This window comes from Janthinobacterium sp. JC611 (genome assembly GCF_018682595.1).
Classification (GTDB): domain Bacteria; phylum Pseudomonadota; class Gammaproteobacteria; order Burkholderiales; family Burkholderiaceae_D; genus Janthinobacterium.
Genome location: NZ_JAFLJN010000037.1, coordinates 192,042 through 213,007 on the forward strand (window position 1 = coordinate 192,042; position 20,966 = coordinate 213,007).

The 20,966-nt window shown below is 64.0% G+C and carries 25 protein-coding genes; 23 read left to right on the forward strand and 2 right to left on the reverse strand.

Translation table 11 applies throughout. The features are described 5' to 3' along the window. The first annotated feature begins 47 nt into the window (after nt 1-47). From fliS to J0O65_RS23430, 10 genes are read left to right on the forward strand one after another with little or no spacing between them, the layout of a single operon-like run. Nucleotides 48-437: a flagellar export chaperone FliS gene (gene fliS, locus J0O65_RS23385; protein WP_034757830.1), complete on the forward strand. Its 390-nt coding sequence runs from the start codon at nt 48-50 to the stop codon at nt 435-437. After that, entirely contained in the window at nt 430-747 is a 318-nt protein-coding gene (locus J0O65_RS23390; RefSeq protein WP_215409587.1) for a hypothetical protein, read from the forward strand. The genes fliS and J0O65_RS23390 overlap by 8 nt, the downstream gene beginning before the upstream one ends. Continuing rightward, the gene (locus J0O65_RS23395) at nt 744-1,889 is read left to right on the forward strand and encodes a flagellar hook-length control protein FliK (RefSeq protein ID WP_215409588.1); all 1,146 of its coding nucleotides are present in this window, start codon (nt 744-746) and stop codon (nt 1,887-1,889) included. The genes J0O65_RS23390 and J0O65_RS23395 overlap by 4 nt, the downstream gene beginning before the upstream one ends. 5 nt (nt 1,890-1,894) lie before the next feature. Beyond that, nucleotides 1,895-2,362 (forward strand): flagellar basal body-associated FliL family protein, encoded by a 468-nt coding sequence (locus tag J0O65_RS23400; protein WP_251349230.1) that lies wholly within the window; start codon nt 1,895-1,897, stop codon nt 2,360-2,362. Between the two features lie 33 nt (nt 2,363-2,395). Next, nucleotides 2,396-3,139, forward strand: coding sequence for a FliA/WhiG family RNA polymerase sigma factor (locus tag J0O65_RS23405; protein WP_215409589.1), 744 nt, complete (start codon nt 2,396-2,398; stop codon nt 3,137-3,139). A 57-nt stretch (nt 3,140-3,196) separates the two neighbouring features. Next, nucleotides 3,197-4,111 (forward strand): flagellar motor stator protein MotA, encoded by a 915-nt coding sequence (gene motA, locus J0O65_RS23410; RefSeq protein WP_034757817.1) that lies wholly within the window; start codon nt 3,197-3,199, stop codon nt 4,109-4,111. Further along, entirely contained in the window at nt 4,038-5,099 is a 1,062-nt protein-coding gene (locus tag J0O65_RS23415; protein ID WP_215409590.1) for a flagellar motor protein MotB, read from the forward strand. Before motA ends, J0O65_RS23415 begins: the two co-directional genes overlap by 74 nt. Before the next feature lie 16 nt (nt 5,100-5,115). After that, a complete protein-coding gene (gene flgM, locus J0O65_RS23420) occupies nt 5,116-5,406 on the forward strand; it encodes a flagellar biosynthesis anti-sigma factor FlgM (protein ID WP_215409591.1) in 291 nt (96 codons plus the stop codon). Next, nucleotides 5,403-5,843, forward strand: coding sequence for a flagellar export chaperone FlgN (gene flgN / locus J0O65_RS23425; protein WP_215409592.1), 441 nt, complete (start codon nt 5,403-5,405; stop codon nt 5,841-5,843). Before flgM ends, flgN begins: the two co-directional genes overlap by 4 nt. Next, nucleotides 5,830-6,582, forward strand: a complete 753-nt coding sequence (locus tag J0O65_RS23430; protein WP_215409593.1) for a glycoside hydrolase family 73 protein — start codon at nt 5,830-5,832, stop codon at nt 6,580-6,582. Before flgN ends, J0O65_RS23430 begins: the two co-directional genes overlap by 14 nt. Nucleotides 6,583-6,588: 6 nt before the next feature. Here J0O65_RS23430 and flgA read toward each other — a convergent pair whose 3' ends face one another. Then, complete coding sequence (flgA, locus tag J0O65_RS23435; protein ID WP_215409594.1) at nt 6,589-7,236, reverse strand: flagellar basal body P-ring formation chaperone FlgA; 648 nt, start codon at nt 7,234-7,236, stop codon at nt 6,589-6,591. A gap of 254 nt (nt 7,237-7,490) precedes the next feature. On the opposite strand from flgA, the gene flgB reads away from it, so the two are divergent. The 13 genes from flgB to J0O65_RS23500 all read left to right on the forward strand — a co-directional run bounded on the left by flgB (nt 7,491) and on the right by J0O65_RS23500 (nt 18,727). Beyond that, a complete protein-coding gene (flgB, locus tag J0O65_RS23440; protein ID WP_034758109.1) occupies nt 7,491-7,853 on the forward strand; it encodes a flagellar basal body rod protein FlgB in 363 nt (120 codons plus the stop codon). Between the two features lie 8 nt (nt 7,854-7,861). After that, on the forward strand, nt 7,862-8,278 hold the full coding sequence (gene flgC, locus J0O65_RS23445) for a flagellar basal body rod protein FlgC (protein WP_034757795.1): 417 nt from the start codon (nt 7,862-7,864) through the stop codon (nt 8,276-8,278). A 3-nt stretch (nt 8,279-8,281) separates the two neighbouring features. Further along, a complete protein-coding gene (locus J0O65_RS23450) occupies nt 8,282-8,935 on the forward strand; it encodes a flagellar hook capping FlgD N-terminal domain-containing protein (RefSeq protein WP_215409595.1) in 654 nt (217 codons plus the stop codon). Between the two features lie 58 nt (nt 8,936-8,993). Further along, nucleotides 8,994-10,184: a flagellar hook protein FlgE gene (locus tag J0O65_RS23455; protein WP_215409596.1), complete on the forward strand. Its 1,191-nt coding sequence runs from the start codon at nt 8,994-8,996 to the stop codon at nt 10,182-10,184. A gap of 26 nt (nt 10,185-10,210) precedes the next feature. Beyond that, nucleotides 10,211-10,939, forward strand: a complete 729-nt coding sequence (locus J0O65_RS23460; protein ID WP_215409597.1) for a flagellar basal body rod protein FlgF — start codon at nt 10,211-10,213, stop codon at nt 10,937-10,939. A 32-nt stretch (nt 10,940-10,971) separates the two neighbouring features. Beyond that, on the forward strand, nt 10,972-11,760 hold the full coding sequence (flgG, locus tag J0O65_RS23465) for a flagellar basal-body rod protein FlgG (RefSeq protein WP_170909686.1): 789 nt from the start codon (nt 10,972-10,974) through the stop codon (nt 11,758-11,760). Between the two features lie 11 nt (nt 11,761-11,771). Continuing rightward, entirely contained in the window at nt 11,772-12,434 is a 663-nt protein-coding gene (gene flgH, locus J0O65_RS23470) for a flagellar basal body L-ring protein FlgH (RefSeq protein ID WP_215409598.1), read from the forward strand. Between the two features lie 9 nt (nt 12,435-12,443). Beyond that, entirely contained in the window at nt 12,444-13,556 is a 1,113-nt protein-coding gene (locus J0O65_RS23475; RefSeq protein WP_215409599.1) for a flagellar basal body P-ring protein FlgI, read from the forward strand. A 108-nt stretch (nt 13,557-13,664) separates the two neighbouring features. Then, the gene (locus J0O65_RS23480) at nt 13,665-14,060 is read left to right on the forward strand and encodes a rod-binding protein (protein ID WP_502793587.1); all 396 of its coding nucleotides are present in this window, start codon (nt 13,665-13,667) and stop codon (nt 14,058-14,060) included. Nucleotides 14,061-14,141: 81 nt separating this feature from the next. Continuing rightward, on the forward strand, nt 14,142-15,503 hold the full coding sequence (gene flgK / locus J0O65_RS23485; protein ID WP_215409600.1) for a flagellar hook-associated protein FlgK: 1,362 nt from the start codon (nt 14,142-14,144) through the stop codon (nt 15,501-15,503). Between the two features lie 10 nt (nt 15,504-15,513). Then, the gene (flgL, locus tag J0O65_RS23490) at nt 15,514-16,425 is read left to right on the forward strand and encodes a flagellar hook-associated protein FlgL (protein ID WP_215409601.1); all 912 of its coding nucleotides are present in this window, start codon (nt 15,514-15,516) and stop codon (nt 16,423-16,425) included. Between the two features lie 5 nt (nt 16,426-16,430). After that, nucleotides 16,431-17,474: a hypothetical protein gene (locus J0O65_RS23495; RefSeq protein ID WP_251373932.1), complete on the forward strand. Its 1,044-nt coding sequence runs from the start codon at nt 16,431-16,433 to the stop codon at nt 17,472-17,474. Between the two features lie 152 nt (nt 17,475-17,626). Beyond that, a complete protein-coding gene (locus J0O65_RS23500; protein ID WP_215409602.1) occupies nt 17,627-18,727 on the forward strand; it encodes a glycosyltransferase family 9 protein in 1,101 nt (366 codons plus the stop codon). Here J0O65_RS23500 and J0O65_RS23505 read toward each other — a convergent pair. Continuing rightward, a complete protein-coding gene (locus J0O65_RS23505) occupies nt 18,712-20,868 on the reverse strand; it encodes a putative bifunctional diguanylate cyclase/phosphodiesterase (RefSeq protein ID WP_353056236.1) in 2,157 nt (718 codons plus the stop codon). The genes J0O65_RS23500 and J0O65_RS23505 overlap by 16 nt on opposite strands. Nucleotides 20,869-20,966: the final 98 nt, after the last annotated feature.

Below are 20,966 nucleotides of genomic sequence, written 5' to 3' on the forward strand. Positions count from 1 at the left end.
GCACGTGCCCGCCGCGCCGCCACAGTTAACATAGCGAGAAAATAATCATGTTGAACAATGAAGCTTACGGCAGCTACCACGCCGTCAACCTGGACTCCCAGACCGCCCGTGCCACACCGGTCGAGCTGGTACTGGTGCTGACGGACGGCCTGCTGGAAGAACTGGCGCGCGCGCGCGGGCATATCGTGGGCAAGCGCTACGAACAAAAGGCCATCAGCCTGGATAAATGCACGCAGATCATCAACGGTCTGTCGAGCTCGCTCGATTTCGACAATGGCGGCGAAGTGGTGGTCAACCTGGCGCGCCTGTACGACTACTGCGTGGCGCGCCTGTACACGGCCGGCATCAAGCTCGACCCGACCCTGATCGACGAAGTGACGACCTTGATGACCACCATCAAGCGCGGCTGGGTGGGCGTGCAGGCCAACAATGCCTAGGCGCGCCGCGCTGCAGCAGCTGAGCCGGCAACTGAGCGCGGCCATCGCGCAGCCGGACTGGGACGCGATGGAGAAACTCTCGGCCAGCCTGGCGAAAAACATCCCGCTGCTGGCCGAACGGGGCGCATGGAATGCGCTGGAACAAACAGAATTGTTGCAATTGCGCAAAATTCACGCGCAAGCGGTTAAAATTTGCTCTGAGGAAAAAGAACGCCTGGGCTTACACCTGGGTGCATTACAGGCAAATAAGGAAGGTTGGGTCGCCTACGCCGCGCTCGGCGAATACGACTCGGACGGGAATCAAGCATGATCATGAACTTCAACACGGCGCCGGCCGCTCCGGCACCCGCGGCATCCGCAGCGACGCCAGCGACGTCAGCGCCACTTCAGACGGCCACTTTGCCCGGCACGCCAGGCTATGCCAGCTATGCCGCCGCGCCCTCCGCCCTGCCCCTGTTTGCGCAGGTGCTCGACGTGACCGCCGTGGAAACGGCCGACGCCGGCACGCCCGCGCCCGCCAAGGACGGCGACAGCGACAGCCAGGCCGACAGCGGCCTGCCGGCCATGGCCGCGCCCGTCATCGGCTTGCCGGTGACGATGCTGCCGCCAACGGACGCGGCCGCAGCCGAGGCACGCGCCGCCGCCCAGGCGCAAGCACAGACACCGGTGCAGGCGAACGTGGCGCAAGCCAACCCGGCACTCAACATCAGCCTGCATCCCGCGGCCGTCACCCTCACCGCGTCAGCGCCGGCGACGGCGCCAGCGCCAGGGCGCGACACGCGCGAACCGCTGGCCGCCGCCAACCCGGCGACGCTTGTCAAAGGCGGCGCGCCGGCACAGCCGTTCGAAGCGCTGCCGCAGCAAGCCGCGCCGGCGACGGCCGCCGCCGCGCCTGCCGCGCGCGAAGGCGAACGCGGCACCGCGGCGCCGGCCCCCGCCACGCCCAACCTGGGCTTGACGGGCGCGGTCGGCAATACGGCCACGGCGGCGCCGAACGGCGACACCATCAAGCTCAACGGCCCTGCCCAGCAATGGCAGGAACCGCTGCGCGAAGCGCTGGGCGAACGCCTGCAGACGCAGATCGGCCGCAACAGCGAACACGCGACGATCCGCCTCGACCCGCCCATGCTGGGCCGCATTGACATTTCCATCCGTCACACGGCCGGCGCGCTGCAGGTGAACGTCACGGCGTCGAACTCGGAAGTATTGCGCCAGTTGCAAGGCATCGGCGACAACATGCGCAACGACCTGGCGCAGCGCCAGTACACCGAGGTGGCCGTGAATATCAGCGCCACGCCGCGCAGCCCCGCCGCGCAGGCGTTTGCCGAAGGCGATGCGCGCGGCCAGCGCCAACCTGGACGCCAGCAGGACGATGCCGAGCCGGGCCGCGCCCTGTCCGACGGCAGCCCTGCCGCTACCACTTACGCCATGCATGAGCGAGAGATTGCCTGATGAATATGAAAATGAAACTGATAGGCGGCTTTGTCGCCGTGGCCGTCCTGGCCGCCGGCGCGGCTGGCGGCGCCATGTGGTACCTGGCCAAGCCGGTTGCCGGCCATGCCGAGGTCGCCGAAGCAAAAACCCCGCCGCCCGCCACGGGCAAGAAGGCGCGCAAGTTCCTCACCCTGGACAAGGTCATCGTGATGCTGCGCCGCGGCCCCGGCGAAGGTGAAACGCACTACCTGTCGGCCGACCTGGTGATCGCCACCACCGAGGAAAAGGAAAAGCTGACCAAGGACCACTTGCCGCTGATGCGCTCGATCGCCGTCAGCACCCTGTCGAGCTTCCCGATGGACAAGGCGCAGACCATGACGGTGGAGCAATTCGCCGAACAGATCAACAAGGCCTTCAATGTCAGCTACGAGCGCGAACAGATGGAAAAACCGTTCACCGAAGTCATGGTCGGCAAGCTGATCATTGAATAAGCCAACACGCCAGCCGACCTAGTGGGAGATCCCTTGGCCTATGTAGAGCAATACCAGGAAGCCTATGGCGCCGGCGACTATGCCGCCGCCAGCGCTTGCGCGGCCGTGCTCAGCGTTGCTGAAGAGCAACAACATCTGGTGGCGTACTCCCCTCTGGTGAAACGCATCGTGCGCCAGCTCAATTCGCAGGTGTCGGGCGCCATCGACCGCGACGACATGGAACAGATTGGCCTGATGGGCTTGCTCGAAGCCTTGCGCCGCTACGGCGTGCCAGACCAGTCTTTCGGCAGCTATGCCAGCCTGCGCATCCGCGGCGCCATCCTCGATGAATTGCGGCGCCAGGACTGGCGTCCGCGCGCCGTGCGTCAGGAAAGCCACCGTCTGCGCGACAGCGTGCGCGCCCTGACCCGGCGTCTGGGGCGCGAACCGCTGGAAGCGGAAATCATGGCGGCCCTGAAACTGACGCCGGAAGCCTTCCAGGAATACCAGCTGGCGGAAAACGCCGAGCTGATCGCCAGTTTTGACGAAGTGCTGCAGGAAAGCCTGGGGCAAGCCGACAGCGCACCGAGTCCGGAAGAGCAATTGATGGTGCGGCGCAGCCTGGAACAGGCGCTGCGCACGCTGGATGAACGGGAACAGCGCGTGATCCAGATGTATTACGAATTCGAACTGAGCTATAAAGAAATTGCCGCCGTGCTGGACCTGAGCGACGCCCGCGTCTGCCAATTGAACAAGACGGCGCTGGGCAAAATGAAAGCCATGCTGCAAGACGCATAAGTATCAAGCACTATCCATCAAATTGACGCAGCACAATGACGCAGAAAGGCAGTTGACATGGTAATTATCGGTATCTTAATCGTGATGGGGTGTGTATTCGGAGGCTTCGCCCTGATGGGCGGCACCGTCCACGCGATCTGGCAACCGGTCGAGTTGATCATCATCATCGGCGCCGCCGTCGGCGCGCTGGTGCTGGGCAACCCCAAGCATGTACTCGGTGAAATGCTGCACCAGATGCGCAAAATCGTCACGCACAAGAAACAAGGTTCGGAATTCCAGCGCCAGTTGCTGCTGCTGATGTATGAACTGCTGCAAACGGCCGCCGGCGGCCTGAAGGCGCTCGACGCCCACGTCGAGGCGCCGCGCGAAAGCGCCCTGTTCCAGCGCTATCCGCTGGTGCTGGAAGAGCCGAAGCTGCTGGCCTTCATCGTCGACAACTTCCGTTTGATGGCGATGGGCAAGATCAACGCGCATGAGCTCGAAGGCGTGCTGGAGCAGGAACTGGAAGCCATCCACGACGAATTGCTGCAACCGTCGAAGTCGCTGCACAAGATCGCCGAAGCCATGCCCGGCTTCGGTATTCTGGCCGCCGTGCTGGGTATCGTGATGGCAATGAATTCCGTGGCCGACGGCGCCGATGCGGCGGAAATTTCGGAAAAAGTGGGCGCCGCCATGGTCGGTACCTTCATCGGCATCTTCTTTTGCTACGGCGTGCTCGATCCGATGTGCAATATGATGAAACAGCTGGTGGGCGAGGAAGGCTCGACCATGGAATGCGTGAAGGTCGTGCTGGTCACGCACGTGGCGGGCAAGCCGCCGCTGCTGGCCATCGATGCGGGCCGCCGCCTGGTGCAGCTGAACATCAAGCCGAGCTTCGCCCAGCTGGAGAGCTGGATCAATGCGCTGGAAGATGGCGGCGCCGAACAAGAGCAAGGCCAAGGCCGGGGAGGCCGCCGTGCTAAAGCCGCATGAGAAACATGAACAGGCCATCATCAAGCGCGCCGGACGCAAGCATGACGACGATGGCCATGGCGGTGCCTGGAAAGTAGCGTTCGCCGACTTTTGCCTGGCCCTGCTGTCGCTGTTCCTCGTGCTGTGGCTGATGGCCGCGCGCGAACAGCAGGCGATGAAGGAAATCATGATGGATGCGTCGGCAGGCAGCCGCCAGGGCGAAGGTCAGGGCGTCATGCCGGAACAGAAAGGCGGCCCGCGCGGCAGCCTGATCGAGCGCTTCCCCATGCCCCGCAAGGGCACGGGCGACACGCGCACGGAAGGCAAGCAGGCGCAGGACGGCAAGGCCGGCAGCGCGCCGCAAAACCAGACCAAGGTCAGCTACCAGTCGCCGGAAGACTTGCTGGCCCTGTCGCGCGCGCTCGACAAGCTCAGCGACGAAGCGGGACTGAAGAGCAATCTGCAGTCCGTGATCACGCCGTACGGCTTGCGCGTCATGCTGCACGATACGGACAAGCAAGGTATGTTCGTGCGCGGCAGCGCCGTGCCGACCGACCGTTTCCGCAAGCTGCTGCGCCAGATGGGCCCCGTGTTTGCGCAAATGGAGAACCAGATGCTGATCGTCGGCCACACCGACTCGATGCAATACGCCAATACCGGCTATGAAGGGTTCTCGAACTGGACCCTGTCGGCCAACCGCGCCATGTCGGCGCGCGCGCAATTGCTGATCGGCAGCATGAGCCCGGACAGCGTGCTGCAAGTGGTGGGCATGGCCGACCGCGCGCCGCTGGACGTAAAAAATGCCAGCGCCGGCATCAACCGCCGCATCGAACTGTTAATATTGACGCGTGGCCAGGCCGACAGCATCGCCGCCATGTTCGGCATGGCCGGACAAAAGCCGCAAGGCGACGAGCTGCAGGTGGGTGAACCGGACTCGGGTACTTTGCAACGCCTGCGCGAGAAACTGGGCTTGCCCGCAAAGAAGGAGCGCGATGAGCATGCAAATTAAGGGCAAGGGACAACGTATGAAAATCTCCTCCGGCAATACCGGCGCTGCCGTACGCAGCAGCGCCGTCGCGCCGGCCGAGGCGATCGCCGAGAACGCGGGCGCCGGTGCGGTGACGCCGGGCTCGGCCGCTGGCGAGCAGATGCAGTCGGCCGTGCTGCAACCGGCCATGGCCGCCCTGCGCGCCATGCCCGAGATCGACCACGAAAGAGTCGCCATGTTGCGCGATGCCTTGGCCAAGGGCGAACTGCCGTTCGACCCCTCGAAACTGGCAGGCTTGATCCAGCGCTTCCACGGCGGTGAGTCGTGACCGCGCCGCGCAAGGGCATCACGCGCCAGGAAGCCGTGCGCCGCGTACTGCAAGGCATGACGGATGACCGCGCCGGCTATGCCGCCCTGCAAACCTTACTGGAAGAGCAGTTCCAGGCCACCTTGCACCACCAGAGCGCGCGCTTGACGGCGCTGGCCGACCAGGTCGTCGCCGCCGTCGAACCGCTCGACGCGCGCCGCCGCCAGCGGGTCAGCCTCGTCACTGCCCTGCTGGGCCCGCAAGGCGATATGCCACAATTGTTTGCGCTGTTGCAAGAAGACGCGCGCGCCACCGCCGAGCGGGACTGGGCGGCGCTCGAACAGATGGTGCTGGAATGCAAGCGCCTGAATGCCCGCAACAGCGATTTATTAACAGAGCAGTACAGCATCATGCAGCGCGTGCTGCATGGCGAGGAAGATACGTATGCGCCAGGCTGATTTCCTGACCACCCGCGCCACGGCGGCGACGCCATCGACGATGGCCACGGCCGCGGTGCAGAGCAATATGCGCGCCACCGACGCCACCGGCTCGACCGGCAACTTCAGCAGTGTGTTCCGTCAAGTGCAGGGCGAAGTGGCACGCTTCATCGAACAAGGTGGCGGCAACGCCACCAGCCTGAATCCGCAAGGCCGCGCCTACCTGGAACAGAGCCAGCCCGTGAATGTGCTGGGCAGCATCAACCAGGGCGGCGAGATCGGCGAAACGCAGCAGCAATTTCTTGCCTCGATCAAGCCATGGACGCAAGAAACGGGCGCGCGCCTGGGCGTGGCGCCGGAAATCGTCGCCGCCCACGCGGCGCTGGAATCGGGCTGGGGCCAGCGTCCGCTGCGCCAGGGCACGGGCGCGGACACGAACAATCTGTTCGGCATCAAGGCCGGTGGAAAATGGCAGGGCGACGTGGCCAGCAACGTCACCACCGAATACGAGGCGGGCAGCGGCACGGCCCTGAAGAAAACCGAACGCTTCCGCAGCTACCCGGACCAGGCCAGCGCCTTCCGCGACTATGCGCAGGTATTGCTCGACAATCCGCGCTACCGCGCCGCCCTGAACACGGGCACCGATGCGGGCGCTTTCGCGCAAGGCCTGGCCCGTGGCGGCTACGCCACCGACCCCAACTACGCCGCCAAGCTGACGCAGCTGGCGACACGTTTGCAGCGCACGGCCGCCGCGGACTGATTCTCCTTAACGGCCGGGAATGTCGGCCGGCTCCACCACGCCCGCATCGACCACCCTGGCACGTATCACCGTGCCGCTGGTGGCGTTGCGCACGCGAATCACCTCGCCCAGCGCGCCCGGATCCATCGCTTCGCCGGCCGTGCTCACTTCCACCTGCTCCTTGCGCGCCACGATATTCACCGCACTGCCCCGCTTGATCAACACGGGCGACGCCAGTTGACTTTGCCGCAGCACTTCGCCGGCGCGCAAGCTGCGCCGGCTCGACAGGCCTACGGCGGCGGGCAAGGAAGCAATACTGTCGGGCACCATCGTCACGTCGCGCCGGGCCAGGGTCACGTCGGCCGCCTGCAGCGGCGTATTCGCCGTCACGGGCGCGCTGGTGACGGCCACCTGGGCCGTGATGCTGCCGCGCGCCAGCATTTCATAGCGCCAACTGTTGCTCCCAGGACACACTGCGACAAAGCGCATGCGCTGCGCCGAGCGGCTGTCCGCCGATTCCAGCACGACGGGCGCCGCGCAGGCGGGAATGGGGCGCGTGCTTTTCACGACCGCCACTTGAAACTGCGGTTCCAGCAGTCCCGCAGAGGCCGCCTGCTGCGCCAATTGCTCGCGCGCCAATTGTTCCACACGCGAAAATATATTGTCGGCTGGCAATTCTGCGCGTCCTGCACTACTATATAGGCTGGTCAGTAAAAATAGGCTTGGCAGCAGTACGCGACGACATTGCGCCTTGTTCCACATCACGGAATAGTTCTCAAAATAAATCATTGCTAACCTTAATCAAAGATACTGAAGCGGCATGACCTTACCATGCGTCAACATGACCAGGCTGGGATTTTACCTCCGCACTCGCTATTTTCTGGCCCGAACCGCGAAAAGCACGATCGAATTCAACACAAAGGATGACCATGGGGATTAATTTCAAGGATGCGCTGGGCGTGCACGCCGATGCACTCGCGCTGCGTGCCGACCGTACACGCGTACTGGCCGCCAACATCGCCAATGAAAACACGCCCGGCTTCCAGGCCATGGACATGGATTTCGGCAGCGCCCTGCAACAGTTGCAGGACAACGAGGCCGGCCTGCTGTCGACCGATGACGATGCCAGCGCCCTGTACCGCGTCCCCTATCACCCCAGCCGCGACGGCAACACCGTCGAGATCGGCGTGGAGCAGGCGGCGTTCTCGCAGAATGCCACCGACTTCCAGACCAGCCTGACTTTCGTCAACATGAAACTGAAGGGTCTGTCCAAGGCCATTTCCGGACAATAAGGATCAGCATGAGCTTCCAGGATATTTCCAAGATCGCCGGTTCGGCGATGGCGGCGCAAACCGTGCGCCTCAATACCATCGCCAGCAACCTGGCCAATGCCGATTCCGTTGCCGGTTCCGAAGGCGAAACCTACCGTGCGCGCAAACCCGTGTTCGCGGCCGTGATGGACGGCCCTGGCGCCAGCGGCGCAGGTGGGCGGGTGCAGGTACTCGACGTGGTGCAAAGCGATGAGCCGCTGCGCAAGGTGTATGAACCGGGCCACCCGATGGCCAATGCCGATGGCATGGTGTTCTACCCCAACGTCAATCAGGTGGCCGAGATGACCGACATGATGTCGGCGTCGCGCGCGTTTGAAACCAATGTCGAAGTTCTGGGCCGCATCAAGTCGATGCAGCAATCGCTCCTCAAATTAGGTGAAGCATAATCCATGGAAACCAATCTCTTTACAAATAACACCAGCGGCAGCAACACCAACGGCAATGCCGTCAAGTCGCAAAGCAATGCCACCCAGGATATGTTCACCAAATTGCTGGTCGCGCAGATCAAGAACCAGGATCCCCTCGCGCCGACCGATCCGAGCCAGTTCGTCAATCAATTGACGCAGCAGGCGCAGACGGAAGCGATGCAAAACCTGTCGGCGCTGACCAGCGCCAATGCCAGCGTGCTGCAATCGATGCAGGTGCTGGCCCTGGGCGCGCAGGTGGGCTCCGAAGTCATGGTCAACAGTGAAACGGTGCAGCTCGACAAGAGCAAGGTCAGCGGCACCATCGCGCTGGCCGCCGGCACCACCAAGACCACCGTGACCCTGAAAGGCCTGGACGACAAGGAATACAAGATCGAACTGGGCGCCAAGGCGGCCGGTACCGTTCCCTTCACCATCGATCCCGTGGCCTTGGGCTTGCCTGCCGGCACCTACAGCATGGCGGTCAGCACCGGCGGCACTGAAAAACCAACGGTCGATATCGCAGGCAAACTCAACAGCGTGCGCCTGTCGTCCGGCGGCAGCATGATTTTGAGCGTGTCGAACCTGGGCGAAGTCAACCCTGGCGCGATCACCGGCTTCAATGGCAAGACGGCCTGATCCGCTCGCCCCTTCGTTTCCTGCACACTAATCTCGTCCTTCACTAAAGGAAGTCAACATGAGTTTCGACATCGCCCTGTCCGGTATCCAGTCCATCAACCAACAGTTGAACAGCACCAGTAACAATATCGCCAATGCCGGCACCTATGGTTTCAAGAGCAGCCGCGCCAACTTTTCGGCCATGTACGCCGGTTCGCGCGCCACGGGCACGGAAATCGGCTCGATCACGCAAAGCATGTCGCTCAATGGCGGCGTCCTGAACACGGGCCGCGCGCTCGACGCGGCCATCGATGGCCGCGGCTATTTCGTCGCGCGCGATGCGCAGAACACCATGAGCTACAGCCGCGTCGGCATCTTCTCGGCCAGCAACGAAGGCAAGCTGATCGACTCGAACGGCCGCCTGGTGCAGGGCTACGCCGCCGTCAAGGGCAGCACCACCCTGGGCGCCATGGGCGACATGAACATTCCGACGGGCCAGATTCCCGCCGTGGCGTCGACCAAGCTGGCGTATGCCGCCAACATGTCGTCCGAATGGACCATCAAGGCGGTGCCCTTCGACAAGACCAATGAACTGAGCTACAACAGCGCCAAGTCGTCGATCATCTACGACTCGCTGGGCGCCAAGCACTCGCTGGGCCAGTACTTCGTCAAGACGGCAGCGGGCGTGGACGTTTATTGCACCTTAGATAATGTTGATTTGACAACTCCGGCGGCGCCGTCGGCGACGCTAAAATTCGACACGAAAGGCCAGCTGACGACGACCGCGCCGGTCGCGCTGACGCTGGGTACGCCGGCAGGCGCCGCGCCGCTGTCGATCGCCATCGACTACACGGGCAGCACCCAGTTCGCCGGCGAAGCGACCACCTCGACCGACCGCGCCGACGGCTATGCCTCGGGCACCTACACGGGCGTGGAACTGGCCAATGACGGCTCCGTCATGGCGAAATACACGAACGGCCAAAAACAAAGCATCGGCGTGATCGCCGTGGCCACCTTCCCCGACGAAGGCGCGTTGACGGCCGTCAACGATACCAGCTGGGTCGCCTCGACCACGTCCGGCACCGCCATGTATGACCGTCCGGGCGTCGGCATGGCCGGCAAACTGGTGACGAGCTCGCTGGAACAGTCGAACGTCGACATTACCTCCGAACTGGTGGGCCTGATGACGTCGCAGCGCAATTACCAGGCGAACTCGAAGGTCATCTCGACCGAGAACGCCATGCTGCAATCGCTGATGCAAGCGCTGTAATCCACGATACGCAAAGGTAAAGAGCAATGGATGCGCTGATTTATACCGCCATGAGCGGAGCCGACCGGGCCCTGCGGGCACAGCAGGTACACGCCAACAACCTGGCCAACATCGAGACGGGCGGCTTTCGCGCCAACCTGGAAGTGTCCACCGCCCAGCCGTTGCAAAACGGCTATGGCTACGACGACCGCCACATGACGCAGACACAGTCGAGCGCCGTGGGCACGCGCACGGGCGCCATCAAGGAAACGGGACGCGAACTCGACGTGGCCGTCACGGGCAACGGTTTTCTCGCGGTACAGTGGCAAAACGGCGAAGCCTACACGCGTGCCGGCGCCATGGACCTCGATGAAACGGGCGCGCTGACCATCAATGGCCGGCCCGTGCTGGGCGAAGGCGGGCCGATCACGATTCCCGAGCACACCAGCCTGTCGATCGGCGCCGACGGCACGATTTCCATCCAGGTGCCGGGCACCGCGCAAATGCAGACGGTCGACAAGCTCAAGCTGGTCAACGCGGAGGCGGGCGAGCTGACCAAGAACGAAGCGGGCCTGATCGTGGCGCGCGGCGGCGAAGACTTGCAAGCCGATCCGACGGTACGCATCCGCGACCGCCACCTGGAAGGCAGCAACGTCTCGGCCGTCGAGGAAATGGTCGCCACCATGAGCCTGAACCGCAGTTTCGAGATGCAAATGAAAGTCTTCAAGGCCAGCGATTCCATGACGGAATCGGGCAACCGCCTGCTGGGCGCTTGAGCCCCACGCCAATCTATTACTAGGAGCAACACATGAATCCAGCAATGTGGATCAGCAAGACCGGCGTGCAGGCACAAGATGCCAAACTGCAAGCCATCGCGAACAACCTGGCCAACGTCAACACCGTCGGCTTCAAGCGCGACCGCGTCGTTTTCGAAGACCTGTTTTACCAGGTCGAGCAGCAGCCGGGCACGCAACGCGCCGACAACACCCTGTCGCCCTCGGGTGTACAGCTGGGTAACGGCACGCATATGGTCGGCACGCAAAAGGTGTTTACCACCGGCAGCCTGCAAACGACGAGCCGCGAATTCGACGTCGCCATCACGGGCAACGGCTTCCTGCAAGTGCTGCGCCCGAACGGCGAAGCGGCCTACACGCGCGCCGGCCAGCTGGGTATCAATGAAAATGGCGTGATGGTCAATGCCCAGGGCTTGCCGCTGGTGCCGCAAATCACCGTGCCGAACAATGCCACGGCGATCACCATCGGCGAAAACGGCATGGTCACGGCCACCGTGCCGGGCAATGTCAACGGCACCCAGCTGGGCCAGCTGAACCTGACCAGCTTCGTCAACCCGACGGGCCTGCTGGCGCTCGGTGAAAACCTGTTCCAGGAAACGGCATCGAGCGGCACGCCGACGGAAGGCCGTCCCGGCGAAGGCGCCCTGGGCAAGCTGAAGCAGTTCGCGCTGGAAGGCTCGAACGTCCAGGTGGTGGAAGAAATGGTCGACATGATCGCTGCCCAGCGCACCTATGAAATGAACACCAAGGTGCTGTCGGCCGCCGACAATATGCTGCAATACCTGGCGCAAGCGGCACGCTGATGACAGTCGCCATGAAAGCCACGGCGGCCTTGCTGCTGGTGTTGATGGCCGGTTGCGCCAGCCGGCCGCCCGCGCCGGTGGTGCCCAGCTTTTCCGACACGCCGCTGCCCGTGGCGCCGCGCAGCGCGGCGCGCGGCGGCGTGGCCGGCGGCGTCTTCAATCCCGACGCGGGCCTGGACCTGATCTCCGACAGCCGCGCCTTCCGCATCGGCGACGTCGTCACGGTGGCCCTGCAGGAAACCACGCAGGCCAGCAAGAAGGCCGGCACCTCGTTCAACAAGGGTTCGTCCGTCGGCGTGAATGCGGCCAATATCCTCGGCAAGACCTTCCCGAAGACGGGCATCGACCTGTCGGCCGACCGCAACTTCGCCGGCGACTCGACCAGCACGCAGCAAAACGCGCTGTCCGGCGCCATCACCGTGATCGTGCAGGAAGTGTTGCCGAACGGCTTGCTGCGCGTACAGGGCGAGAAAACGCTGACCCTGAACCAGGGCGAGGAATTCGTGCGCCTGCGCGGCTATCTGCGCGCGGCCGACATCGACTCCAACAACCAGGTCTCGTCCTTGCGCATCGCCAATGCACAGATCGCCTATTCCGGCCAGGGCACCCTGGCCGAAGCCAATACGCCAGGCTGGCTGACGCGCTTCTTCGTCGGCCCATGGATGCCGTTTTAAGGTGACCTCATGAAATTTCGTTCCGCCCTGCCCCTGGCAGCCATGCTGGCCGCGCTGTCCGGCCTTGCCCTGCCCGCCAGCGCCGCACAAGTGCTGCGCAACCTGGTCAGCATCGAGGGCGTGCGCGACAACCCGCTGGTCGGCTATGGCCTCGTCGTGGGCCTGAACGGCAGCGGCGACACCACCCAGGTGAAGTTTTCCAGCCAGTCCGTGGTCAACATGCTCAAGCAGTTCGGCGTGAAGATGCCGGACGGCGCCGAAGCGAAAAGCAAGAACGTCGCCACCGTCATGGTCAGCGCAGTGTTTCCACCAGGATACCGCCGTGGCCAGGCCATCGACGTCACCGTCTCGTCCCTGGGCGATGCGAAAAGCTTGCGCGGCGGCACCTTGCTGCTGACGCAATTGCGCGCGGCCGACAATGAAACGTATGCACTGGCGCAAGGCAACGTGGTCGTCGGCGGCCTCAACGCCACCGGCAAGAGCGGCTCGTCCGTCACCGTCAATACGCCCACCTCGGGCCGCATCCCCAACGGCGCCAACATCGAGCGCGAGATTCTCAGCGATTTCTCGACGAAACCGACCGTCACCCTGAATCTGCGCCACCCGCATTTCGAGACGGCCATCAATATCGTCGAAGCCGTCAACCGCCGCTTTGGCGCCGTCGCCACCACGCGCGACGCCACCAGCGTGGAAGTGCTGGCGCCGGAAAACCCGACCCAGCGCGTGGCCTTCATGGCCAAGCTGGAAGCGCTGAGCGTCGACGTGGGCGTCGATACGCCGAAAGTGGTGTTCAATTCGCGTACCGGCACCGTTGTCATCGCCGAAGGCTTGCGCGTGAAGGCGGCCGCCGTCACGCACGGCTCGCTCAAGGTCGTCATTTCCGAAAGCTCGGCAGTGAGCCAGCCGGCGCCGTTCGGCCGCGGCCAGACCACCGTCACGCCGCAATCCAAAGTGTCCGTCGACCAGGGCAACGGCAATATGTTCAAATGGCCGGCCGGCGCCAAGCTGCAATCGATCATCGACGTGGTCAACAGCCTGGGCGCCTCGCCCGATGACATCATGGCAATCTTACAAGCCCTCGACCAGGCTGGAGCCATCGAAGGCGAACTGGTGGTGATCTAACGTGCCCGTCAAAAAGCCCAGGACTGCGTTGCACTGCCTCGTCGTACATTCGTACTGCCTTCGGCAATGCGCCTTGCCCTGAACATTTTGACGAACACTGAAAGCTGAATGGAAATGAATATCAACGACAGCAGCAGCGCCCTGCCCTCGGCGCTGGACGACCGCTCTCCCGCCGCCGCCACGCCGGCCGATCCCCGCTACGCGGCCAAGGCCACCGAGGCGGCCGTGAAGTTCGAGGCGTTCTTCATCTCGCACATGCTGCGCCAGATGCGTTCGGGCACGCGCGAGATGGCGGGCGAGGACAGCGTCTTCAAGGACCCCATCAACAGCGACATGCTGGAAATGGCCGACAACCTGGTGGCCGACAAGATGGCCGGCCAGCGCGCCTTCGGCATCGCCGACGCCATCCTGCGCCAGCTGCTGCCGGCGGCCGGCGCTCCCGTGACAGCCAGCAGCGCTGTCAAGACCGACAATATTGCGGCGCCGCTTAATAAATTGGTCTGAAGCGTCGCCTGTACAAGGTAACAACGATTCAAGGCCTGCCCACCCGCACGCACCCCACTCTTCACGAAAGAAACTTGCCCAATGAGCATCATCAGCAATGCATTGTCAGGCAGCATCGCCGCCCAGGCCGCACTCAACGCGGCCAGCCAGAACATCGCCAACCTGCAAACGGCGGGCTATACCCGTCAAGGCGTGCTGTTGTCTTCGCTTGGCGCCGGCGTGGGCGTGCGCTCGGCCGGCAATGGCGTGGAAGTGTCCGCCCTGCTGCGCTTTGCCGATGCCTACAAAAGCCAGCAAATGTGGCGCGCCGCGTCCGACCAGGGCGCCCGTTCGCAGACCCAGCCTTACCTGACGCAGCTCGAGCGCGTGATGGGTGACGATGCCTCCAGCATCAGCAACGGCATCGACGGCTTTTTCGCCGCCCTCAACGCCTCGGCCGTCGACCCGACGTCGACGCCGCTGCGCCAGCAGATCGTCACCTCGGCCGACGCCATGGCGCAGCGCTTCAACAGCATCAGCACCGTCATGGCCAACCAGTTGCTGTCGGTGCAGCAGCAACGCACGGCGATCGTGCCGCAAGCCAATACCACCTTGGCCAATATCGCCGCGCTGAACCAGCGCATCAGCACCTCCACGGCCGCGGGCACGAACGTGTCGTCGCTGATGGATGCGCGCGATCAGCTGATCGACGGCCTGGCCGCGCAAATGGGCATCGACGTCCTCGACCAGCCGGACGGCTCGCGCAATATCGCGCTGAAGTCGGGCCAGCCGCTGGTCATCGGCAGCATTGCCGGCACCTTGAGCAGCAACATGACGAACACGGGCGACCAAACCCTGACCCTCGATTTCGCCAAGTCCTCGTACAACCTCGACCTGTCAGCCATCGGCGGTCAGATGGGCGGCCTGGGCGAGTTCGAGAAAAATACCCTGAAGCCGCTGCAACAGTCGCTGCAAGACCTGGCCACGCAGCTGACCAACAAGGTCAACGCACAGCTGGCACTGGGGCAAACCATGGCCGGCGCCGCCGGCGGTCCCCTGCTGGTCTACGCGAATGGCAAGCTGAGCATTACTCCCGGCTTCAACGCCAAGGATCTGGCCCTGTCGCTGACGGGTGCGGCCGGCGACAGCGGCAACTTGCAGAAATTAATCGAGATCAAGAATCAGCCGATCACCGTGAGCTGGGTCGGCTCCGTGCTGATGAGCGATGCGGACACGCAACTGGTCGGCAAGCTGGGCATCTACAGCCAGCAGAACCAGGCCTTGCTGAAAACGGCCAACACGGTGCGCGCGCAAGCCATCGATGACTGGAAGTCCACCAGCGGCGTGAACAAGGACGAGGAAGCGATGAATCTCGTCGAATTCCAGAATATGTACCAGGCAAACATGAAAGTCATTTCCGTGGCGAACAGCTTGTTTGACGCCACTTTGCAAATGATGGGTTAAGGAGAAGAGCATGCGTGTCGCCAGCAGCCAGTACCAATCGCTGATCAATATTTCGCTTCAGCAAAACCAGGAACGCATCAACTTCCTGACCCAGCAGATGTCTTCGGGTTTGCGCATCCAGCTGCCATCGGACGATCCGATCGGCAACGTGCGCATTTCGCGCCTGACGCGCGAGCAAGCCATGGTCACGCAATACCAGGACAATATCGCCACGGTGAAAGTGCGCCTGCTGAAGAATGAAAACTACCTGTCGAGCATGGTCACCGACATGGGCCAGGCGCGCGACCTGCTGGTGTGGGCCGCCGACGGCAGCAATACGCCTGGCGACCTGAATGCGATGACGCAATCGCTGACGGCCATGCGCGACAGCGTGCTGTACACGGCCAACCTGAAGGACCAGGAGGGCCGCTACATGTTTTCCGGCACCGCTACCGACCAGCCCGCGATCAAATACGACCCGACGGCAGCCGTCGGCTCGCGCTACAGCTACATCGGCAATACCGATACGCAGACCGTCGTGGTGGGCAATGGCGTGACGCAGGCGGCCAACGTCGACGTGAAGAACCTGGAAGTGTGGCTCAACAAGATCGACCAGGTCGTCACCACCCTCGGCACGCCGGGCGTCAACCCCAACGATCCGGCCGTGCGCGCCATCGTCAACGATGGCCTCGGCGGCACCGATGATGGCATGGATTTGCTCTCCGGCAAGATCGCCATCTTCGGCGGCGCGCAAAACATCCTCACCACGCTCTCCGGCAACCTGGCCAATGTGTCGCTGTCGAACAATTCGGCCCTGCTGGACTTGAAAAAGACCGACATGGGTGCGGCAGCGATTGAACTGACCGGCTACCAGACGGCCTTGCAGGCAACCTATAAAGCCTACACCAAGGTTGGCACCATTTCCCTGTTTGATCTTCTCTGACCATCATGCAAATCGTTCAGACTTCCTCCTCTTCCGGCGTCAATGCCAAAGGCGCCGGCACAGCCCGCGTCGTCGATGACGCGTCCGCCGCGGTCAAGGGCGGCGCCAGCGCGCGCAGCGAAGCGCCGGCGGCGAGAAGTTCGACGGCGAGCTTGCAGCGTGGCCTGAGCAACTGGGATCACCAGTTGCAGGGGGAAATTTCTAACGCGCAGCAAACCCTGGACTACCTGGAGCGCAGCAGCAGCCAGTTGCAAGCGCTGAAAAGCGAACTGGCGGCCAAGCTGGCCGCGCGCCAGGGCCGTGAAGGACAAGTCGAGGCCAGGGTGCGCCAGTTCAGCAATACCTGGCGCCAGCGCGCCAGCGCCTCGGGCGGCACGCTCGACGCACAGCTCAGCTATACCAGCCCGCAAGCGGCGCAGCAAAACTTCAGCATCCGCGGCCTGACCATGGCCAGCCTGCAGGAAGGCCCGCAGGAAGTGCTGGCCTTCTCCGTCGGCGGCGCCAACCAGGCCTTGCGCTCGGTAAATATCGAACCTGGCCTGAGCGAGAACGAAATCGTTTCCCGCTTCGACCGCGCACTGATGCCGTCTGGCATAGGCGTCAAGCTGGGCGAGAATGGCGAACTGGTGTTCAGCACGTCGGAAGCGGCCTGGGCCAACGTGCGCGACAGCCTGTCCGTGCGCGGCAGCGGCATCCGCTACCCGACCGGCCAGATGAGCCGCGTGCGCACGGATGCGGAACCGGCCGCCATTGCCCCTGAAGAATGGCATACCGGCGACACGGAAGCCCTGCGCGCCACCTTGCAGCAGGTGGTGCAGGCGCTGGCGCAGTTGCAAGCGGCGCGCAGCGCCGTCAGCCTGGCCCTGGCGCAAGCGACGGGACGGGTGGCCCGCGCGCAGCCAGTGCAAGTGAAAGTCAGCATGGATACGCTGGCGGAAAACTTCACGGAAAAGGCCAGCCAGCCCGGCTATGAATCGCTGCTGGCGATCAGCTCGGCGCTGGTCGGCATCAGCCGCGAGCGCGTCGTCGCCCTGCTGGGACTGGAATAACCGTTCTCCTCCCGCGTGCGCTGCCATGGCGCACGCGACATTAAATGGGGCGCGCCCCCTAGCTCAGGACGGTGGAAATCCGTAAGATGCTGCTGTCGCTTGCTTGTTCACCAATACGCCGGCGCCTTCCGTCATCGACTTCCGGAGTTCCCTTGATAAAAACCGCCGCCCGGCTGATCAGCTATGCCCTGCTGGGCAAATCCGGCAAGCAGCCCCTCGATATCGCCAAGGTGCGCAAGGTATTGATTTTGCGCAACGACAAGATCGGCGACATGATCGTCACCTCGGCCCTGCTGCGCGAACTGAAGAAAAACTATCCGCACTGGCAGATCGACGTGGCCGCCAGCAGCGCCAACGTCGATGTCATCGCCGGCAACCCGCATGTGAACGATATCCTCATCTGGGATAAGCAGCCGCTGCTGCGCGACTTGCGCACCACCGTCGCCGACCTGCGCCGGCGCCGCTACGACGTCATCTTCAACCCCTACAACCGCTTTTCGATTCCCTTGTTGCTGCGCATTAAATGGCTGGGGGCGCGCTATCTGACGGGCTTTGCCATTCCAAAGTACGGCACCTCGACGGCGAACCTGGGCATGTTCGACCATACGGTGCCGTGCGACCGCAGCCGCCACATCCTACACAGCTTTTTCGCCACCTTCGGGCAATTTGGCCTGCGCGACATCGATATGCGCTATGAACTGTTCGGCGTGGACGCGCATGCGGCCAAGGTCGATGCCGCCTGCGACACCCTGCTGCGCACGCATGCAGGCTTGTTCTGCCTCAATTTCCAAGGCAGCAATGCGCAACGCACGGTCAGCGTGGCCGACGCCCAGCGCTGCTGCGCCGCCCTGGCGGCGCGCTATCCGCGCCACGCGCTGCTGGTGATCGCCGCGCCAGGCACCGAGGCGCGCACCGCCGAGATCGTGCAGGGCGCCGGCCATGCCAACGTGATGAGCGCGCCACCCACCGGCCACATCCTGGAACTGGCGGCCCTGATCCGCCGCTGCGAACTGGTGCTCTCGCCGGACACGTCGGTGATCCACATCGCTTCGGCGTATGACAGGAAGATCGTCGGCTACTACATCCGCACCGACAACTACCGCTGGTTCTATCCGGCCAGCCGCCATTACCGTGTCATCCTGGCCCCCGGCCTGACCCTGGCCTCGGTCAGCGAGGCCGACACCGTGGCCGCCGTGGAGCAGCTGATGGAGGGCGCTGGACAGGCGCAGGAAACGCTTCAGGCCGCCGGCTGAGCCGCCAGCAGGCGGTCCATCTGCCCTGCCGGCAGCGCGCCTGAAAAGACATAACCCTGCGCATAGTCGCAGCCGGCGGCGCGCAGCAGATCGCGCTGCGTCGCCGTCTCCACGCCTTCGGCCACGACTTTCACGCCCAGCCGCTGCGCCAGCGCAATAATCGCCTCGCACAGGCCCAGCCCCGCATCGTCGCGTCCCAGCTGGCCCACCAGCGACCGGTCGAGCTTGAGAAAGTCGATATCGGTCTTCCGGATGCACGCGAGCGACACCTGGCCGCTGCCGAAATCGTCGAGCGCCAGCGCCAGGCCCATGGCGCGGAACTGGCGCAGGCGCTCGCCCACCTGGCGCGCCTCGTCGAGCAGCACCGCTTCCGTTGTTTCGATGACGATGGCGCCCGGCGCCAGGCCCGCCCGCGTCAGCGCATGGCCCCAATCCTGGTACAGCGCGGCGTCGCAGCGAAATTCCACGGCCGACTTGTTGATGCCGATCTGGAACGCGGCGCCGTGCGCGTCCTGCCACTGGCGCGCCTGGCGCACGACCTGGCGAAAGACCCACTCGCCGATATCGATGATCAGCCCGTTCGCCTCGGCAAAGGCGATGAAATCGGCGGGCATGAGCAAGCCGCGCAGCGGATGGCGCCAGCGCAGCAGCGCCTCGGCCCGCTCGATGGCCCCATCGCACAGGCGGACGATGGGCTGGTAATGCACTTCGAACTGGTCCTGCGCCAGCGCCAGGCGCATCTCGCGCACCGTGGCGCGGCGCAAGTCGGCCGCCTGCTGCAGGGCCGGCGTGAAATAGCTATGGCCGTTGCGCCCTGCGCTCTTGGCCGCATACATGGCCTCGTCGGCATGCCGCAGCAAGGTGTCCGTCGCCTCCGCGTCGGCCGGATACAGCGCCACGCCCACGCTGGCCGACACTTGCGCCGTCTCGCCGTCGAGCACGAAAGGCAGGGCCAGCGCCGTCTTCAATTCCTGCAGCACGCGCTCGATGCCGGCGAGCTGCCCCACGCCGGCCAGGATGACGCTGAACTCGTCGCCACCCAGGCGTGCCACCGTGTCGGAGGCGCGCACGCGCTCGCTGATGCGCAGCGCCGCCTGGCGCAGCAGCATGTCACCCTTCTCGTGGCCGAGGCGGTCATTCACCTGCTTGAAATGGTCGAGGTCGATGAACAGCAGGGCCAGGCAACCGCCTGCGCGGCTGGCGTGGCGCGCCTCGTGCTGCAAGCGGTCGAGAAACATATGCCGATTCGGCAAGCCCGTCAGCGGATCGAAATTGGCTTGCCGCCAGATGCGCTCGGACGCCGCGCGCTGCGCCGTGATGTCGCTGACCAGCGCCAGCGCGCCCAGGTAGGCGCCGCCGGAGTCGAAGATGGGATTGGTGGCCAGCGTGGCCCACAAGGTGCCGCCGTCACGCCGCAGGAACTTGAATTCGTGGCGCTCGGCGATGCCGTCCTGGCGCCGCGCGATATTGCGCTCCAGGATGGCGCGCCCCTCGTCATCCATGAAGGCGGCCAGCGGCTGGCCCAGCATGTCCTCGATCTGGTAACCGAGCATGTGCGCCATCTTCGGATTGACAAAGCTGGTCAGCGCCCGCGCATCGATTTCCCAGATACCCTCCTCGGCGCTGTGCACGATGCGCCGGAAGCGCTCTTCGCTGCGTTCGAGCGCGGCCAGCTTGCCCTCGGCCTGCTCCAGCACCAGGCGCAGCGCCTGGCCGTTCGGATCGGCGCTGCCCAGCAGGCTGACGGGAAAGCCGGCCTCGCCCGCGTCAGGACGCAGACGCACCTGCAGCTGGATGCGCTCGGGCTCGCTGCTATTGAGTACGCGCTGCACGAACCGCTCGTAATCGTGGCGGAACGCCTCGTGCACATAGGAACGGAACAGCACGTGGCCAAGGCGCTCGCGCACCAGGCCGAACAATTCGGCCGCCACCAGGTTGACCTGCACGATCACGCCATCGAGACCGAGCACGAAATAGGCGACGGGCGCCAGCAGGTATAGATCGTTGAAATAGGCTTGCTCGCGTTCGGCCTTCATCCGTTCCGGACTGAAAACGCCGTCGTCAAGCAGGGGCGCGGCCACCCCATCGTGGCCGCGCGGGGAGGAATCCGGAGCAGGTAGCGCTAGCGGTGGCGTATCCATGGCTGTCCTTTGCACCGCCGCCCAGGCAACAAGGTGGGTGCAGTAGCGAGACTAGCATGCGCCACGCGCAGTGTCGAGCCATGCCTGCCACGGATGTC

Coding starts and splice junctions, on each gene's coding strand:
- J0O65_RS23395 (WP_215409588.1), top strand. CDS start 744: ATGATCATGAACTTCAACACGGCGCCGGCCGCTCCGGCACCCGCGGCA.
- J0O65_RS23390 (WP_215409587.1), top strand. CDS start 430: ATGCCTAGGCGCGCCGCGCTGCAGCAGCTGAGCCGGCAACTGAGCGCG.
- J0O65_RS23455 (WP_215409596.1), top strand. CDS start 8,994: ATGAGTTTCGACATCGCCCTGTCCGGTATCCAGTCCATCAACCAACAG.
- fliS (WP_034757830.1), top strand. CDS start 48: ATGTTGAACAATGAAGCTTACGGCAGCTACCACGCCGTCAACCTGGAC.
- J0O65_RS23505 (WP_353056236.1), bottom strand. CDS start 20,868: ATGGATACGCCACCGCTAGCGCTACCTGCTCCGGATTCCTCCCCGCGC.
- flgK (WP_215409600.1), top strand. CDS start 14,142: ATGAGCATCATCAGCAATGCATTGTCAGGCAGCATCGCCGCCCAGGCC.
- J0O65_RS23450 (WP_215409595.1), top strand. CDS start 8,282: ATGGAAACCAATCTCTTTACAAATAACACCAGCGGCAGCAACACCAAC.
- flgC (WP_034757795.1), top strand. CDS start 7,862: ATGAGCTTCCAGGATATTTCCAAGATCGCCGGTTCGGCGATGGCGGCG.
- J0O65_RS23475 (WP_215409599.1), top strand. CDS start 12,444: ATGAAATTTCGTTCCGCCCTGCCCCTGGCAGCCATGCTGGCCGCGCTG.
- flgB (WP_034758109.1), top strand. CDS start 7,491: ATGGGGATTAATTTCAAGGATGCGCTGGGCGTGCACGCCGATGCACTC.
- flgG (WP_170909686.1), top strand. CDS start 10,972: ATGAATCCAGCAATGTGGATCAGCAAGACCGGCGTGCAGGCACAAGAT.
- flgM (WP_215409591.1), top strand. CDS start 5,116: ATGAAAATCTCCTCCGGCAATACCGGCGCTGCCGTACGCAGCAGCGCC.
- J0O65_RS23460 (WP_215409597.1), top strand. CDS start 10,211: ATGGATGCGCTGATTTATACCGCCATGAGCGGAGCCGACCGGGCCCTG.
- J0O65_RS23400 (WP_251349230.1), top strand. CDS start 1,895: ATGAAAATGAAACTGATAGGCGGCTTTGTCGCCGTGGCCGTCCTGGCC.
- J0O65_RS23480 (WP_502793587.1), top strand. CDS start 13,665: ATGGAAATGAATATCAACGACAGCAGCAGCGCCCTGCCCTCGGCGCTG.
- flgL (WP_215409601.1), top strand. CDS start 15,514: ATGCGTGTCGCCAGCAGCCAGTACCAATCGCTGATCAATATTTCGCTT.
- motA (WP_034757817.1), top strand. CDS start 3,197: ATGGTAATTATCGGTATCTTAATCGTGATGGGGTGTGTATTCGGAGGC.
- flgH (WP_215409598.1), top strand. CDS start 11,772: ATGAAAGCCACGGCGGCCTTGCTGCTGGTGTTGATGGCCGGTTGCGCC.
- J0O65_RS23415 (WP_215409590.1), top strand. CDS start 4,038: ATGCGCTGGAAGATGGCGGCGCCGAACAAGAGCAAGGCCAAGGCCGGG.
- J0O65_RS23430 (WP_215409593.1), top strand. CDS start 5,830: ATGCGCCAGGCTGATTTCCTGACCACCCGCGCCACGGCGGCGACGCCA.
- J0O65_RS23495 (WP_251373932.1), top strand. CDS start 16,431: ATGCAAATCGTTCAGACTTCCTCCTCTTCCGGCGTCAATGCCAAAGGC.